This is a genomic window from Wolbachia endosymbiont of Ctenocephalides felis wCfeT (assembly GCF_012277295.1).
Lineage (GTDB): Bacteria > Pseudomonadota > Alphaproteobacteria > Rickettsiales > Anaplasmataceae > Wolbachia.
In genome coordinates this window covers 889,426-906,122 of sequence record NZ_CP051156.1, presented here as the reverse complement: position 1 = coordinate 906,122, position 16,697 = coordinate 889,426, and the positions used below count along the sequence as shown (strand labels likewise).

The 16,697-nt window shown below is 35.0% G+C and carries 15 protein-coding genes and 2 pseudogenes; 10 read left to right on the top strand and 7 right to left on the bottom strand.

Annotation, left to right across the window (positions count from 1 at the left end):
* The first annotated feature begins 41 nt into the window (after positions 1–41).
* Entirely contained in the window at positions 42–998 is a 957-nt protein-coding gene (locus HF197_RS04400) for an IS5 family transposase (RefSeq protein WP_168464050.1), read from the top strand.
* Between the two features lie 611 nt (positions 999–1,609).
* Here HF197_RS04400 and HF197_RS04395 read toward each other — a convergent pair.
* The 3 genes from HF197_RS04395 to prfA form a co-directional block, all read right to left on the bottom strand.
* Positions 1,610–1,939, bottom strand: a complete 330-nt coding sequence (locus tag HF197_RS04395; RefSeq protein WP_168464409.1) for a DMT family transporter — start codon at positions 1,937–1,939, stop codon at positions 1,610–1,612.
* Positions 1,940–1,941: 2 nt separating this feature from the next.
* Entirely contained in the window at positions 1,942–2,262 is a 321-nt protein-coding gene (locus tag HF197_RS04390; protein WP_168464408.1) for a DMT family transporter, read from the bottom strand.
* Positions 2,263–2,390: 128 nt separating this feature from the next.
* Positions 2,391–3,470 (bottom strand): peptide chain release factor 1, encoded by a 1,080-nt coding sequence (gene prfA / locus HF197_RS04385; protein WP_168464407.1) that lies wholly within the window; start codon positions 3,468–3,470, stop codon positions 2,391–2,393.
* Positions 3,471–3,550: 80 nt separating this feature from the next.
* Between prfA and yihA the strand changes: the two genes are divergently transcribed.
* The 3 genes and pseudogenes from yihA to tnpC all read left to right on the top strand — a co-directional run bounded on the left by yihA (position 3,551) and on the right by tnpC (position 6,479).
* Positions 3,551–4,138 carry a ribosome biogenesis GTP-binding protein YihA/YsxC gene (yihA, locus tag HF197_RS04380; protein ID WP_174855550.1) on the top strand — a complete coding sequence of 196 codons (588 nt, stop codon included), beginning with the start codon at positions 3,551–3,553 and terminating at the stop codon, positions 4,136–4,138.
* Positions 4,113–5,039 carry an acetylglutamate kinase gene (gene argB / locus HF197_RS04375; protein WP_168464405.1) on the top strand — a complete coding sequence of 309 codons (927 nt, stop codon included), beginning with the start codon at positions 4,113–4,115 and terminating at the stop codon, positions 5,037–5,039. The genes yihA and argB overlap by 26 nt, the downstream gene beginning before the upstream one ends.
* Positions 5,040–5,118: 79 nt before the next feature.
* Positions 5,119–6,479 (top strand): annotated as a pseudogene (tnpC, locus tag HF197_RS04370) (IS66 family transposase).
* 10 nt (positions 6,480–6,489) lie between these two features.
* Here tnpC and HF197_RS04365 read toward each other — a convergent pair.
* Positions 6,490–7,337: pseudogene (locus HF197_RS04365) on the bottom strand (IS66 family transposase); the annotation flags it as partial.
* A gap of 145 nt (positions 7,338–7,482) precedes the next feature.
* Positions 7,483–7,827, bottom strand: a complete 345-nt coding sequence (locus HF197_RS04360) for an outer membrane protein assembly factor BamE (protein ID WP_168464404.1) — start codon at positions 7,825–7,827, stop codon at positions 7,483–7,485.
* Positions 7,828–7,952: 125 nt separating this feature from the next.
* Here HF197_RS04360 and HF197_RS04355 point away from each other — a divergent pair, with 125 nt between their 5' ends.
* The 5 genes from HF197_RS04355 to glmS all read left to right on the top strand — a co-directional run bounded on the left by HF197_RS04355 (position 7,953) and on the right by glmS (position 12,557).
* A complete protein-coding gene (locus HF197_RS04355) occupies positions 7,953–8,939 on the top strand; it encodes a ribonucleotide-diphosphate reductase subunit beta (protein ID WP_168464403.1) in 987 nt (328 codons plus the stop codon).
* Between the two features lie 116 nt (positions 8,940–9,055).
* A complete protein-coding gene (locus HF197_RS04350; protein ID WP_218938885.1) occupies positions 9,056–9,718 on the top strand; it encodes a TenA family protein in 663 nt (220 codons plus the stop codon).
* A 121-nt stretch (positions 9,719–9,839) separates the two neighbouring features.
* The gene (gene apaG, locus HF197_RS04345) at positions 9,840–10,244 is read left to right on the top strand and encodes a Co2+/Mg2+ efflux protein ApaG (RefSeq protein ID WP_168464896.1); all 405 of its coding nucleotides are present in this window, start codon (positions 9,840–9,842) and stop codon (positions 10,242–10,244) included.
* Positions 10,245–10,307: 63 nt separating this feature from the next.
* The gene (yajC, locus tag HF197_RS04340; protein ID WP_168464401.1) at positions 10,308–10,730 is read left to right on the top strand and encodes a preprotein translocase subunit YajC; all 423 of its coding nucleotides are present in this window, start codon (positions 10,308–10,310) and stop codon (positions 10,728–10,730) included.
* A gap of 24 nt (positions 10,731–10,754) precedes the next feature.
* Entirely contained in the window at positions 10,755–12,557 is a 1,803-nt protein-coding gene (glmS, locus tag HF197_RS04335; RefSeq protein ID WP_168464400.1) for a glutamine--fructose-6-phosphate transaminase (isomerizing), read from the top strand.
* A gap of 12 nt (positions 12,558–12,569) precedes the next feature.
* Here glmS and HF197_RS04330 read toward each other — a convergent pair whose 3' ends face one another.
* Positions 12,570–14,543, bottom strand: a complete 1,974-nt coding sequence (locus tag HF197_RS04330; RefSeq protein WP_168464399.1) for an acetyl-CoA carboxylase biotin carboxylase subunit — start codon at positions 14,541–14,543, stop codon at positions 12,570–12,572.
* A 57-nt stretch (positions 14,544–14,600) separates the two neighbouring features.
* Positions 14,601–15,794 (bottom strand): ankyrin repeat domain-containing protein, encoded by a 1,194-nt coding sequence (locus tag HF197_RS04325; RefSeq protein WP_168464398.1) that lies wholly within the window; start codon positions 15,792–15,794, stop codon positions 14,601–14,603.
* 111 nt (positions 15,795–15,905) lie between these two features.
* Here HF197_RS04325 and recO point away from each other — a divergent pair, with 111 nt between their 5' ends.
* The gene (gene recO / locus HF197_RS04320; RefSeq protein WP_168464397.1) at positions 15,906–16,655 is read left to right on the top strand and encodes a DNA repair protein RecO; all 750 of its coding nucleotides are present in this window, start codon (positions 15,906–15,908) and stop codon (positions 16,653–16,655) included.
* Positions 16,656–16,697 lie beyond the last annotated feature (42 nt).

Genomic DNA, 16,697 nt, shown 5'->3' with positions numbered 1-16,697 from the left:
AAATTCATTATAAACAGGCATTTAACCGACAAAGGAAAAATATGCCAGTCAAAATGAAAGTCAGTAACTGCTACGAATATAACAAATTTCTCCAAGAAAGAGGAAATATTTTTTATTACGTCAACGATGCCATAGAAAATTGGTACGAAAAAAGTCCCAAAATGACCGGTGGCAACAATATTTATAGTGATAAAGTCGTAATTCTAATTCACATAATAACTTATTTGTTTAGAATAGGCCTAAGACAAACGGTGGGGTTTATAGCGGGATACCTTGAGCAAATAGGAAAAAATTTGCAAGTTATCAGCTATTCCCAGGCTTCCAGAAGATTCAAAAAGCTTAACTTAAAAATTAATGATCGAAGACATGATAAAAACAGTATGGAAAATATTGAGATCGCCATAGATAGCACTGGAATAAGCATCTACAATAATATTCCAGGCCATAGTAAGGCAAACGGTACAGATAGAAAGTACCGTGGCTATAAGCAAACAAGAAAATTGCATGTAATGCTGGAGATAGGTAGCAAAAAAGTCATAGCTGCAAAATACAGTAGTGGAGTTTATTCTGACCACTATGGAGCCTGTGATCTTATTGCAAGGGCTAATGCTAAATACAATATAAGCACACTATATGCAGACAGAGCATATAATCGAAAGAAGTTATACAAATTGTGCAATGAGCTTGGCATAAAGACAAAAATTCCTCTGCAAAACAATGCAGTGGAGCATCCAAAGCTGGATTATATGGCTGAGAGAAATTCTACAATCAAGCTCATAAAGTCATATGGTGAAGATGGTATGAAGAAGTGGAAAAAAGAGATAAATTATGGGAAGAGATCTTATATAGAAAGTTTTTTCTCGCGACTGAAGCAAACATTTGGGTTTAGTTTTAGGAACAAATCTGAGATTAACCGTGAGAAAGAAATGCTACTCAAGTGTTATTTGCTGAACAAATTTACTGAAATAGGCATGGCTAAATTTGAGATAGCTTCATGAATTTATTATGCATTGCCTCCTATCCAAAGAGCGATGCAACAAAGCCATCCCAGTGTCGAGCACTAGGATGACACCGTTTTGTGGAAGCTACTGGCCTAAAACACAACGTTCGTACAGATGTATGTCAAGTACTGGTATGACATCCTTTTGTTGGTAACTGACCTAAAACACAACGTTTGTATACTTCTGTGCTTCACGCGCTAGAATGACACCTTTCTTTATGATCCATAATATACCTTAAATTCAGTTATTTCCAAAACGGAAATAACTGAATTTTTTTACGTAATATGGTCTTCATGCACTAGAAAATGATGTCATTCTGGCGCATGACGCTAGAATCCAGGAATTTCAATTGGGCATAAATGATGAATATAAAAGTTATTTTGAATGGAATTTAAAGGCTGGATCCTAGTGTCGAGCACTAGGATGACACCCTTCTGTTGGTAACTGGCCTAAAATACGATGTTCGTACAGATGTATGTCAAGTACTGGTATGACACCCTTTTGTTGGTAACTGGCCTAAAACGCAATGTTCGTACAGTTGTGAATTTCACACAGAAATAACACCTGAATGGCTGCTGTCTTTATAATGGTTATGCAAGTTCTAATATCTATTTATCAGGTGCAGTCTCAAATACTTTGAGCCCAATAACTCCTAATATGATTACAGTAAAGCATATCATTTCAAACGTACCAGATGGCTCATCAAACAGATAAATTCCTAATATCGAAGCTCCTACAGCACCTACCCCAGTCCAAATTGAGTAGCATACTCCAATGGGAATAGAGCGCGTAGCTAGCGAGAGTAAATATGTGCTAAAGGTCATAGTTAATATATTTAGTATTGATGGTATAAGCTCAGTAAACCCAGCACTACTTTTTAGTGTTAAAACCCAAAATATTTCAACTACTGCTGATAATAATAAATATAACCAATCCATGCTCAAGCTCTAGTTAAGAATTCCAATCCTACAGATCCTACTACTATCAGTACGATGCATATGGTCTGATACAAGTTCATCTTCTTTTTAAGAGCAATAACATCAATTAGAATCACTCCAACTGTGCATATTCCAGAAGAAATTGCATAACATACTCCAATAGGAAGATCTTTTACTGCAAGAGATAAAAAATAAATGCTCAAGACCATACTAACTAACGTTACAATTAGCGGCATAGTTTTAGTAAAACCATCGCTAAACCTTAGTGCTATAGCCCACAATATCTCTATAAGGCTGGATAATAGTAAGTATAGCCAAGGCATTTCCGTAATATTTTAAATTCATATTATAATAGAAATTAATTATTAAAATTATACTAAGATTGTAATACTTTTAATATATATCTTTTACTAGAGAGAGCTATAGTTCAGCCAAATGAATCAAAATTTAATTAACCCTCTCCAGCTAATCTCTCTGCCTCATTTCGGGAAATTAGTGCTTCAATAAATTCATCTAGTTCACCTTCTTTGATAATTTGTTCTAACCGATGCGAAGTTAGATTAATTCTGTGATCTGTTATTCTTGACTGTGGAAAGTTATACGTCCTAATGCGCTCGGAGCGATCTCCTGAGCCAATTTGGCTTTTCCGCATTGTGGATCTTTCCGCTTCCTTTTTTTGTCTCTCAATTTCATATAATCTTGCCCTTAAGACTTTTAATGCCTTAGCTTTGTTCTTATGCTGCGATTTTTCATCTTGCTGTATTACAACTATTCCAGTTGGCAAATGCGTGACTCTTACCGCACTATCGGTTGTATTAACCGACTGCCCACCAGGGCCACTGGACCTATAAACATCTATCCGCAAATCTTTTTCTTCTATTTTAAAATCAACTTCTTCCACCTCAGGTAATATTGCAACAGTAGCTGCAGAAGTATGTAATCTACCTGAGGACTCCGTTTCTGGCACTCTCTGCACTCTGTGCACTCCTGATTCAAATTTTAGCCTTGCAAACACTTCTGTTCCATTGATAAGCGCAGATGCCTCCTTATATCCACCTATACCTGTATTAGAAATGCTAATCGGCTCAAACTTCCAATTCCTTATTTCTGCGTATTTTTGGTACATGCGAAACAACATCGCTGCAAACAATGCTGCTTCTTCCCCTCCCGTCCCTGCTCTAATTTCTAATATTGCGTTTCTTGAATCATCCTCATCCCTGGGCAATAGCGCTAGCTTTAATTTCGTCTTTATTTGCGGTAATGTCACTTTCTGTTTTTCAAAAAATTCTTCTTTTGCTAGCTCTTTTATGTCGTGATCACTACCTTCATCCTTCATTATTTCTTCTAAATCCGTAATCTCCTCCAGTAGTGTGTCATATTCATTAATTATCTTGATTATTGGCCTGAGCTCAGAGTATTCCTTTGAAAAACTGATAAATTCCTTTTGACTAAGGTGAGTTGGGTCCCCTAATTTTTTTTCTATATCATTGAATTTTTTCTTTAGATCTTGTAAATTATTCTCTATGTCCATATTAGCAATTCTGAAATAAAAAATTCCTTATATCAAGCAATAACGCTATATTATACCTACTACCCTGAATATTTCTATATATAATGGTAAGACGAATAACTTCAACTTGTAATTTCGTATTCGGAGCAACAGATAAAAAATCATTGCCTGATGAATCAATTCCAGAGATAGCATTTGCTGGCAGGTCAAATGTTGGGAAATCAAGTCTTATCAATTTGTTAATTAACAGCAAGAAAGCTGCCAGAGTTTCCTCCAAGCCAGGATGCACCAAGCAAATAAACTTCTACTCTATGTATAATGATAAATTCAGACTTGTTGATTTACCAGGATATGGCTACTCTCGCGCAAGTAAGGAGGAAATTATTAAATATTTAAGCTTAATAGAGTATTATCTAGTTAAAAGGAACAACTTAAGGAGAGTGTTCGTGCTAATAGACAGCAAGATAGGATTAAAAGAAATAGACAAAGACTTCATTTATTGGTTAAAATGTAATAATATTAACTTTAACATTGTGTTAACAAAGACAGACAAAATCAGTCAAAAAAGCTTGGATACTGTTTTAGAAGACACTCAAAGATGGATTAATAACGAAGATGTATTAATTCATAAAATCAGCACCCGTGTGAAATATAAGGTAAGAGATGAGTTTTTCAGATTTGCAAAGTAAAAAAATGAGTAGCACCATACCGTTCGAGCAGAAGGCAGAGGTATTGCTTGAAGTGCTATCTAATATACCCAATTTTGTAGGTGAAACCTTTGTTATTAAGTGTAATAGCATAATGCTTTCAGATGAGATCCTATTCAACACTTTTGTATACAATGTTGTTCTATTAAAACAGCTTGGTATAAATCCAATCATAGTTCATGACGGAGAATATGAAATTGATTCAGTATTAAAAACACTGGGCATGAGTAGTAAATTTGTAAATGATATCAGACTTGCAGATGAAGATACCATGAAAATCATTGAAATGGCGCTATGTGGCTCAGTAAATAAAAAAATTGTCCAGCATATAAACTCTGCAGGTGGTTCAGCTATTGGGTTATGCGGAAAAGATGGCAATTTGATAAAGGCTGAGAGGATAACTTCCACTCTTAGAGAAAATAGTGCAAACAATATCGAAAAGATATTAGATATGGGATTCTTTGGCAAACCAATTGAGATCAATCCTGATATATTATTTTTTGTTGAGGAATCAGATTTCATACCTGTTATTGCACCCATAGGGTATGGAAAAAACGGAGAGACGTATAATATTGATGCTGATAGTGTTGCAAGCATAATAGCAATTGCAGTTTCTGCGTCTAAAATGATAATCTTTAGCGATACAAACGAAGAAATGAATCAAATTATTGGTAACAAAGTTTCAGTTAGTAGTTTAAATATATCCATTGAATATGGAAAAATTAGAGGGGAAAAATTCATTGAAAGGCTTACAGCATATTCCAAAATGATAGAAGAATGTGCTGGAGTTGTTCACATAGTTGATAGTAGAATACCTAATATTATGCTTGATTTATTTACTGAAGATAACTCTAGTATATCGATTGTAGGAGATCTTCGCTGAGTATCCATTCAGCCGGGCGGTAAAATAAAGAGTAGACAAGGAATGCTAAAAAGGTAAACTAGAGTGGCTGTGAGGTAATATGGTTGATCTTTTAGAATTTTGCGAAAGTTTAAGCAGACTATAGAAAAGTTAGAAACAAAAATAGAAGAGCTTAAAGCAGAAAATAAAGCGCTAAGGATCGAAAACGCTGAGTTAAAAGAAAGGCTTGGCTTAAGTTCAAAAAATTCATCTATACCAAGCTCCAAAGAATTATATAAGATGAGGGAAAATAAGCCAAAAAGTGACAGGAAAGTAGGAGCACAGGTTGGACATAAAGGCAGTTACCGCCCTAAAATGGAGGCAGATGAGATGGTAAAAATAGAACTGCCCAATACGTGTGAGTGCGGAGGAGAAATTGCGGTATCAAAAGATCCGTATACTCATCAAAAGGTCGATTTGCCGGAAATCAAGCCGTATGTAGTTGAATATCAACTAGAGCATGGACGTTGCAAAAGATGTGGAAAAAGAAAAAGTAGCAAGCTACAAGAAGGAGTAACTGCGGACACATTTGGTCCAAGAGTTAAGTCAGTAATTGCAGCATTAAGTGGATTTTACAAGAATTCGAAAAAAGAAGTGGCAAATATTATAAAGGACATTTTCAACCTGGATATCAGCGTCGGTAGTGTATCAAATAGTGAGGCTAGAGTGGCAGAAAAATGCCAAGAAGCATATGAGCAAATTGAGGAAGAGGTAAGCAAGAGCAAAATTTTACATATCGATGAAACTAGCCATTACAACAAAGGTAAACAGGGCTGGTGCTGGATGTTTGCGAGCAAAATAGGGAGTGTGATCAAATTGACAGAGTCAAGAGGGATGAAAGTCCTGGAAAATAGTAAATTTGGAAAGAATAACAACCTAGTAGTGACCGACAGATGTGCAGCTTACAACTACTTTTCCAGCAAGAAAAGGCAGGTCTGTTGGGCACATTTAGCAAGAGATTTTGAAAGGTTGTCTCATAGTTGGAATAGCGAAGTGAAAGTTTTGGGGTATTATTTAAGGAATGTTGCTACTGAATTATTTGCATTGAAAAAAGCTCTGTTAAAGGATGAAATAGACACATTAAGGTTCATAAGAAGAGCAAGAAAATTACGCAAGCGAACGAGATATTACTTAAAGAATATATCAAATTTACCCGAGGCAATTGGAGCGTCTCGAGTAGCAAAAAATATCATGAAATCGGATCTGATGATGTGGAAATTTTTGGACGATCCAGAAAATATTCCACTGACAAACAACTATGCTGAGCGACAGATTCGGCATTACGTTGTTTACCGAAAAGTTTCATATTTTACACAATCGAAACGGGGAAATATGTTTCTTGAGAGGATAATTTCATTGTACTTGACTTGGAGGCAAAAGAAGTTAAATCCTTTTCAAAACCTACTGGCTATTGCTTCTTAAGCCATACACCTGAATGGATACCATATCTGTCGGTCACTACTAGGTTGTTATTCTTTCCAAATTTACTATTTTCCAGGACTTTCATCCCTCTTGACTCTGTCAATTTGATCACACTCCCTATTTTGCTCGCAAACATCCAGCACCAGCCCTGTTTACCTTTGTTGTAATGGCTAGTTTCATCGATATGTAAAATTTTGCTCTTGCTTACCTCTTCCTCAATTTGCTCATATGCTTCTTGGCATTTTTCTGCCACTCTAGCCTCACTATTTGATACACTACCGACGCTGATATCCAGGTTGAAAATGTCCTTTATAATATTTGCCACTTCTTTTTTCGAATTCTTGTAAAATCCACTTAATGCTGCAATTACTGACTTAACTCTTGGACCAAATGTGTCCGCAGTTACTCCTTCTTGTAGCTTGCTACTTTTTCTTTTTCCACATCTTTTGCAACGTCCATGCTCTAGTTAATATTCAACTACATACGGCTTGATTTCCGGCAAATCGACCTTTTGATGAGTATACGGATCTTTTGATACCGCAATTTCTCCTCCGCACTCACACGTATTGGGCAGTTCTATTTTTACCATCTCATCTGCCTCCATTTTAGGGCGGTAACTGCCTTTATGTCCAACCTGTGCTCCTACTTTCCTGTCACTTTTTGGCTTATTTTCCCTCATCTTATATAATTCTTTGGAGCTTGGTATAGATGAATTTTTTGAACTTAAGCCAAGCCTTTCTTTTAACTCAGCGTTTTCGATCCTTAGCGCTTTATTTTCTGCTTTAAGCTCTTCTATTTTTGTTTCTAACTTTTCTATAGTCTGCTTAAACTTTCGCAAAATTCTAAAAGATCAACTATATTACCTCACAGCCACTCTAGTTTACCTTTTTAGCATTCCTTGTCTACTTTTTATTTTACCGCCCGGCTGAATGGATACAACAAATAGCAGCACCGCTTGCATGAAAAACTTACCCCAATGCCAGTCAGGCACTGGCATTGGTGGTTAATGTGTGAAAGTAGAAACTAAAGATCTCTCAGAAACGTTAATTTCTTTTATATCTGCAACCTTGCCTGCATTATCAAATGAAATTTGCAGGGACTTACTGCTATATTTTCTTTTTCCAAGGAAATTGGCTTGTTTAATTTTGTATGAGATGTAATACCAAGTATTATCATCAAATCTTGATACTAATGTTGGTGATCCTAAAGTATGAACTATCGTTTCTTTATCATCTCCCACTTTTATTTTGCTCCACAATTCAACACTCATGCCAGGAGCACCGTGATTATAAGTCGTGTGCATGCAGCCAGCTAAGAATAATAAAACAAAGGATATTAATATTCGCATTTCTGTTAATAAATTACTTAAGTCTATAATATACTGATAGGGCTATTGATCGTCAAATCTTTAAAAGTTGCATTCTTAGTACAACTCAATATAACTTAGTATAACATTTATTATTCAGGTATCCTATGTCATTATTAAAAGCAGATCCAATATATAAACCTTTTAATTATCCTTGGGCATATGATGCATGGTTGCAGCAGCAAAGGATACATTGGATACCTGAGGAAGTTCCACTTGCGGATGACGTAAAGGATTGGAAAACCAAACTTTCAGATGTAGAGAAGAATTTACTTACTCAAATCTTTAGGTTCTTTACTCAGGCAGATATTGAAGTAAATAACTGCTATATGAGGCATTATTCAAACATATTCAAGCCAACAGAAATATGCATGATGCTTGCAAGTTTTTCTAACATGGAAACCATACATATTGCTGCTTATTCCTATCTTTTGGATACAATTGGTATGCCAGAAGATGAGTATAAGGCGTTCTTAAAATATGATGCTATGAGAAAGAAGTACGAATATATGCTAGAGTTTGAAGAAAGCAAAAAACACGATAAAAAACATGTAGCTAAAACCTTGGCGGTGTTTGGTGCATTTACCGAAGGGCTGCAATTGTTTGCATCATTTGCAATTTTACTTAACTTTCAGCGTTTTGGAAAAATGAAGGGTATGGGGCAGATAATCGCTTGGTCAGCACGTGACGAGACCTTGCATACTAACTCAATTATTACTTTGTTTAATACATTTATAAAAGAAAATAGCGAAATTTGGAATGATGAATTTAAGGAGGAACTATACTCCGCATGTCGCACTATTGTTGAGCTTGAAGATAAGTTCATAAGGCTCGCTTTTGATTTAGGGGATGTTGAAGGACTTTCTGCAGAAGAGGTGCGTAATTACATACGCTATATAGCAAACAGACGGTTAACGCAGCTTGGTCTTGATAATATGTATGATATAAATGACAATCCTCTCCCATGGCTTGATGAGATACTAAATGGCGTTGAGCATACAAACTTCTTTGAAAATAGAGTTACTGAATATAGCCGTGCAGCAACACAAGGCACATGGGAGGAGGCTTTTGACGATACCGGTACAGGTGAATAAGTATACTATTTTAAGTATATTAAAAATATATGCTTAAAAGTAAAAAAGTTCTGTCTTTTTTTATGTAAATCACGTAATATCTGAAATAGGTTTAGTAGCGAGGTATTCCAGTGAAGTTGTCAGAAGAGGCATGGAAAAAATCGGAAAGCATTTACAAAGCACTTATTGAACATCCATTTAATCAGGAGTTAATGAAGGGAACACTGCCAAAAGAAAAGTTTGGCTATTATATAGAACAGGACTCCATATATTTAAAAGGTCTGGCACGCGTATTTGCTAAGATTGCAGCACTATCTCACAATGCAGAAAACATCAAGCAATTTTCAAAATTTGCATTGGATTCCATAATTATCGGTGAAGAAATTGTAAACAAATTCATTGGTGATGAACTCGAGTTAAAGGTCACTGGTAATGTTGCAAATGCAACATCGAATTATGTGAAATATTTGATTGACTTATCAATAAATGAGCCTATTGAAGTTATTATAGCAGCAATCTTACCTGCTGTTTGGGTTTATCATGAAGCTGGATTATATATAGCTAAAAATGCTAATTCTCTAAATTCCTTTCATCTTTGGATTGAAACCTATTCCGGTCAAGAGTTCGCGCATTGTGTGAAGTATGTTATAGAAATTTTTGATCGTTTTTCTGAACAATTGGGTGGAGCTGCAAAATTAAAAATGCTAAATGTGTTTCACAAGAGTGTTTGTTTGGAGAAAGAGTTTTTAGACGATGTTTATGCATGCACCTTTAAGCCAGAACTTGCTTGTAAAATTTAGCTCTTGTATAATCATAAACGTAGTCCAAAAATTCCAAATATTTCTTAATGAAAATATCTTGAAAAATCCATAAAAAAAGTATATAATTAACATGTCATCTCTTTATAATAAACATTCTATAATGACTCTAAAATACATGCTTACTACCAACTCTATTGAAGTTACAGTTTTACCAATTTACATTGAAGAGCAATCCATTCCTCATGAAGATTGTTATGTGTGGATTTATAATGTCAAAATAAAAAATAAGAGTAAATCAACTATTCAATTACTAAGCCGTCACTGGCAGGTAATAGACTATAAAGGACAAAAAAATGAAATTGACGGTATTGGCGTTATTGGAGAACAGCCTATCATAAGACCCGGAGAAGTATTCAAATATACAAGTGGAACATATTTAAATGCTCCATCAGGAATAATGCAAGGAAGCTATCAATTTCTTAATGAAGAGAGTACAAAAATTTTTAAAGTGATAATTCCTCCCTTTTCTTTAGATAGTCCATATACAAATGCCAGACCGCATTAACTTACTTGACATATTGTAGCATTGTAGATAAGATTTATAATAGATTAACGATTAGGTTTGAATATGTTTATTTCTGAAGCCTTTGCAGCAGGTGCAGAAACATCAAGTGCTGGCGCATCTTTTGCTAGCTTTATTCCATTAATTTTAATATTTGTGGTATTTTACTTTCTGATTATTAGACCTCAACAAAAAAAACTAAAGGAACACAGAAAGCTTATAGATCAAATAAAACGCGGTGATATGGTGATCACTTCTGCTGGGATAATAGGTTCAGTAAATAGAGTTGATGAGACAAATGCACAGTTTATAGTAGAAATAGCACCAAAAGTTGAAGTCAAGATTTTAAAATCTGCTATATCTGAGGTTTTAAGCAAAGACGCTCAACAAGTAGCAATGCAACCTGTCGAAAAAAATAAAATAGAGAAAGATAAAATCATAGCAGAAAATAAAAAGGGAAAGGGAAATAAAAGCAAAAATGCTGCATAATTTTGAGGTAATGCTTTATCAGTTGTGTGTGGATTATTTGGTGCAGTAAGCAGTGGTGATTCAGTAATACCAACCTTACTGGCCGGGCTGCAAAAACTGGAATATAGAGGATACGATTCTTCAGGCATAGCAATAATAAACAATACAGGTGAAATAGAGGTTACAAAATCAGAAGGAAAGGTTGCAAGACTGTGTGAAGTTGTGAGTAGCAATCAAATGTCTAGCAGCACAGTTGGTATAGCACATACTCGTTGGGCCACACATGGCATGCCAGGGCTTAAAAATGCTCACCCCATCCATACAAGTAAAGTTGTTGTTGCACATAATGGTATAATTGAGAATTATGATTTACTTAAAAAGAGCTTAGAAAAAAGAGGAATGCTATTTCATACTGACACTGATACAGAGGTTATACCAAATATGCTAACCTTATATCTCAATGAAGGTTCATCACCTATTGATTCTCTATTTAAGTGTTTAAGTAGCTTGCATGGCTCGTTTGCTTTGGTCATATTATTTGCAGAACATCCAGATGCTTTATTTGTGGCAAAAAGAAATTTGCCTCTAGCTATAGGTTATAATTGCAATGCAATGTTTGCCGCATCTGATTCTAATACCTTAAGTGCATTTGTAGAAAGAATATTGCATCTCGAAGATGATGATGTTGCAGTAATAAAATCCAGCGAAGTTATTATATATAACAATGGTGTACAAGTTGAGCGCAACATAGAGAATAATACACCAAGTGATTTTTTGATTAGCAAAAATGGTTACTCAAGCTTCATGCTAAAAGAAATTTTTGAGCAGCCGTGTGCACTGAATAAAACAATAAATCAATTTTATCAAAAGTATAGCGAGTTTAATAAAAAGTCGCTTTCTGAGCTTACCATAGTTGGGTGTGGTTCATCCTATTTTGCTGGTCTAATAGCTAAATATTGGCTAGAAAGCATTGCCCAAGTCCGAGTTTATTTAGAAATTTCATCAGAGTTTAGATACAGCAACATTAAAGCAGAAGAGGGTTGTGTTGCATTATTCATCTCTCAATCTGGTGAAACTGCAGACACTATGGAAGCATTACGCTATGCAAAATCGCAAAAGCAAACAATTATCAGCATAACTAATACATTTAGTAGCAGCATAGAAAAGATGTCGGACATCGTGCTGCACACTCTTGCTGGTCCTGAAATTGGTGTTGCATCAACAAAAACTTTTTCTGCGCAGCTTGCGATCTTAGCTTGCTTTGCTGTGGAAATTGCAAAATCAAAATGTACGCTAAGTGAGAATAGAATAAAACAGCTAAGCAGCGCCATTAACTCTGTTCCCGAGTGTGTTGAGCATGTCTTGAATATAGTAAAAATACAGCACGTGGCAGATAGTATATTGGAACACAATAATGTCATCTTAATCGGCAGAGGTAGTTCTTATGGGGTAGCAATGGAAGGCGCTTTAAAAATTAAGGAGCTCTCATATATCAACACTATTGGCATTGCTGCAGGAGAGATGAAGCATGGTTCTATTGCATTAATAGACTCAACGGTGCTTGTAATAGCAATTATTCCATATGATAATTTATTTTTTAAAACGCTGTCTAACATACAAGAAATTATTGCAAGAAAGGGTAAAGTGATAGCCTTCAGTGATAGGCAAGGAATACCATTCTTAAGAGGAATTTGCACAGATGTGATACAACTTCCAGAAGTTGATAATTTTATCTCTCCAATAATCTACAGCGTCGCTATGCAGCTTCTTGCCTATTTTACTGCGGTGAAAAAAGGGCTAGATGCTGACTGTCCAAGAAACTTAGCTAAGTCTGTAACAGTTGAGTAATTTATATCTGTTTTATCCGCAATTAGCAAGTACCACATCACCAGCTTGCACATTTTTTCCTTCCTGAATATTGATATTCTTTATTATCATTGCCGCTTCAGCGCATATTATATTTTCCATTTTCATAGCCTCAACAATAAATAAAGGTTGTCCTACCTCTACTTGATCTCCCACGTTTACATGTAGCTTTACTAATAAACCAGATATTGGCGATTTTACAATATTTGCTGAAACCTCATCTACTTTATCTTCCAGCATTAACTTATTTAACTTAGCTACATGAGGTTTAAATACACAACATACAGCCTTCATCCCGGCATGCCTGATAAAATACTTACCATCTTGCTTATTTACCTTAAGTGTTATGTTGGTATCACCATTAATTATGATATTTAATAACTTGTGACTTGATTTCCACTGACCTTTTACAGAGTAAGTATTATGATTATACGTAGTTGTTAATATGCCACTTTCATATTCTGCATATATTGAATACTCATTCTCATTTACCCCTACTACAAATACTTCTGGTTTACTACAGTACCTATTTTCCCTTTCTAAGTGAGTATATAATGCAGCAAAAATAAATATTCTAATATATTCTTCTGCGACAAAATCACCATGAAACCCATTAGGGTAATGGTCTGGAATAAATTTCGTGTGAAGCTTTGCTGCAATGAAGTTTGGATTGTGAAAAATAGACTCAAGAAATTCTATATTATTTGTTACACCTTCTATGTAACACTCAGATAATGCTTTCTGCATCCTGTTGATTGCTTCTATCCTATCTTTTCCATATGTTACCACTTTTGCGATCATAGAATCATAGAATGTGCTTATTTCTGAACCTGAAGCAACTCCATCATCTATTCTTATGTGATCATTCTCATTTGGCTTGTCATAATATTTAATTCTTCCACTTGATGGAAAAAACTTTTTCGATGGATCTTCAGCGCAGATTCTACTTTCCATTGCAGAGCCAGTAAGCTTAATATCACTTTGACTGAACCTTAACTTCTCTCCGCAGGCCGTTCTTATCATTTCTTCTACTATATCTATTCCAGTTACAAACTCTGTCACTAGATGCTCAACCTGCAACCTCGTATTCACTTCAAGGAAATAGAATTTTTGATTCTTATCCATAACAAACTCAACAGTTCCTGCTGAAAAGTAACCAACCTGCTTTGCTAGCGAAACGCATTGAGCATACATTTCTTGTCTTACTTCTTCACTTATGAATGGACTTGGCGTTTCCTCTATTATTTTCTGATTGTTTCTTTGTATTGAGCATTCTCTTTCTCCAAGGCATACTATATTTCCATAATTATCTGCAATAATCTGTATTTCGATATGTCTTGGTAGCTCTATATACTTTTCTATGAATATACTACCATCTTTAAAGCTTTTTTCTGCTTCATTGGTTGCTGATGTAAATGCTAATTCAATCTCTTTTCTAGAGTTTACAATTCGCATTCCCTTGCCACCACCGCCAGAGGCTGCCTTCAACATGACAGAGAAACCAATCTCTTCAGCAACGCTAGCTGCATGGACAACATCGTTAATCTTACCCATATATCCTGGCACAACATTTACTCCGGCTTTCTGTGCAGCTTCTTTTGCTGTGATCTTATTAGCTGTAACTTCTATTGTTTCTGTGCTTGGCCCAATGAAGTCTATATTGTGTTTTTGCAAAGCACGTGGAAAATCTGGATTTTCTGCTAAGAAACCATAGCCAGGATGAACTGCCTGAGCACCTGTTTCAACTGCCACTTCACATATTTTATCAATATTTAAATAACTAAGACATGAAGGAGAAGGGCCAATGTACACCGCTTCATCTGCCTGCCTTACATGTACAGAATTGATGTCTGCATCTGAGTAAACACAAACGCAAGATATACCCATCTTACGAGCAGTTTTTATGATCCTGCAGGCAATTTCTCCTCTGTTTGCTATTAAAATTTTACTGTATTTCTTTTCTATCATTTTATTAAGTATACTTTTTAATTTAAAAAAGTATACAATTGCCTGCAAGTGATTTTATTACCGAGCCAATTCTGCAATTGGTGTAACATTAACGTCGTGCATTGAAGTGCCTTCATTATACATATCATACAATCCGCTACATGTTTTAGCCGCAAAATATGTAAATCCGCCAAAAGCCATTGTAGCTGCTGAACTTAATGCAAAAGGTTGAGAGTACACAGATAAGAAGCATAAAAGTGCAACTGTAAGAACAGCAAACATTATAGTTAATGCTGTACATAAGAGTAAGATAGCCTTTCTATCGCATACAAAGCTGTTTTTTATGCCTGCAGCTTTTTTTACTTCATTTTTTACTTCTTTACTTATACAATCAAGAGGAGTTCTCATAGATTTATTCAATGAGCACTTGTTGTGCAGTGCATTTTTAATGTAGCCCTTATCGCTTTCTAATTTTTCTTTTACTTCCCTTAATTTTTTTTGATCTTCTCTTGCGTTTTCCCCAGCTTCTTTTGCTTTTTTAATAGAGTCTTCTAACTTTTTTATTTTACCTTCTGCTGTTGACTCTAAATGACTGAGCATTCCTTTAACTGCTGGCAACAGCATTCCCATTCTTGCCGCTAAATGAAATGGATTTTCATGATCTTCGTTATACTCTAATAAACCAACATTGCCTTCCAATGCTTTCTTAAAAGTCAATAAGAAAGCATCAATATTTCCTGCTCTTGCAGCTATATGTAAGTAATTATCTCCATGTCTGTTTACTTCTCTCCCCTTGTCATTTAATGGTCTGCTGTAATGATATTTAACATCAAATCCATTTGCTGATCCCCTTGACAGCTGCTCAACTTGTTGTAAGAATATATTTTCCAGGTTCCTTTTTTTAATAACTAAACACCACGAATTTTCCCCATTACTGTTTTCCAAAGATAGATTAGCACCTTTTCCCAACAGTAGCTTTATAATGTCCATATTAGGGTCTGACTTTCCCAGAGCAACATGCAAAGGAGTTTCCCCATTACCGTTTTCCAAAGATGGATTGGCGCCATTTTCCAACAATAGCTTTATAATGTTTTTGTTAGGGCGTAGCTGCCTCAGAGCAACATGCAAAGGAGTTTCCTTATCTCCCAGATTAACTATTGCAGATTCTATACATCCATTTATTCTACCTGCATATAGAGCTTCTTTTACACCCTCATAATTGCCTGCTACAATTGCATTAATCAAACTTTCAAGCTTTGTAGAGTTAGCCATAATACCACCTAACCATAACTAATACTAAATTATACAACGTGATTTATTAAAAATAAATATAATTCAGCTTAAAAATGAGTAAAATTTTACTTACAAGAAAAGTTACTTTAAATGAGATGGAAAGGTGAAGGCATTATTATTGCTACTAAAAAATATGGAGATAAAAATTTAATTCTTTCTCTATTTACAAAAAATTATGGAAAATATAGAGGATTAGCTAGAGTAACAAAAAGCAGTAGCCATAAATTTCAAATAAGTAATCTATTACACGTAGAATGGAGTGCAAAACTACCTGAAAATCTAGGATTTTTTAAATGTGAATTAATTGAATCATCATTTCATCATTTTTTCTCTGATAGATTAAAAAACATAGCTATTGTTTCTTTTGCTTCTATTTTAGAGAAAGTGCTGCCAGAAAATGAATCTTGTACTGCACTTTACAACAATTTTCGCCATTTCATTGAAGTTATAAAATTGAGCGGTGAAGCTTGGCAAAGTTATTATCTTAATTTAGAGCTTTTACTTCTTACGCAGTTGGGATTTAAGTTAGACTTATCTCAATGTGCTGCCACAGGTGCTAAGGAAAATTTACAATTTATTTCGCCAAAAACTGGCAGAGCAGTGTCAAAAGAGGTTGGAAATCATTATGCAGATAAACTGTTACCCTTTCCTCAAATGTTGCATGATATATATAATAATAAGCTACAAAATAGCTACTCACTTCAGGAATTTAAGTTAGGATTAAAAATTACAGGATATTTCTTAAATAAATACGTATTTTCACAATTAGATGTGAAATTTCCAGAATCCAGAGAGCTTATGCTAACTTGTGAGTCTAATTCACAACCATACAAACACTAAAATTTCCATAAACCTCAAAATTACGTATCCATTCAGGTGTAT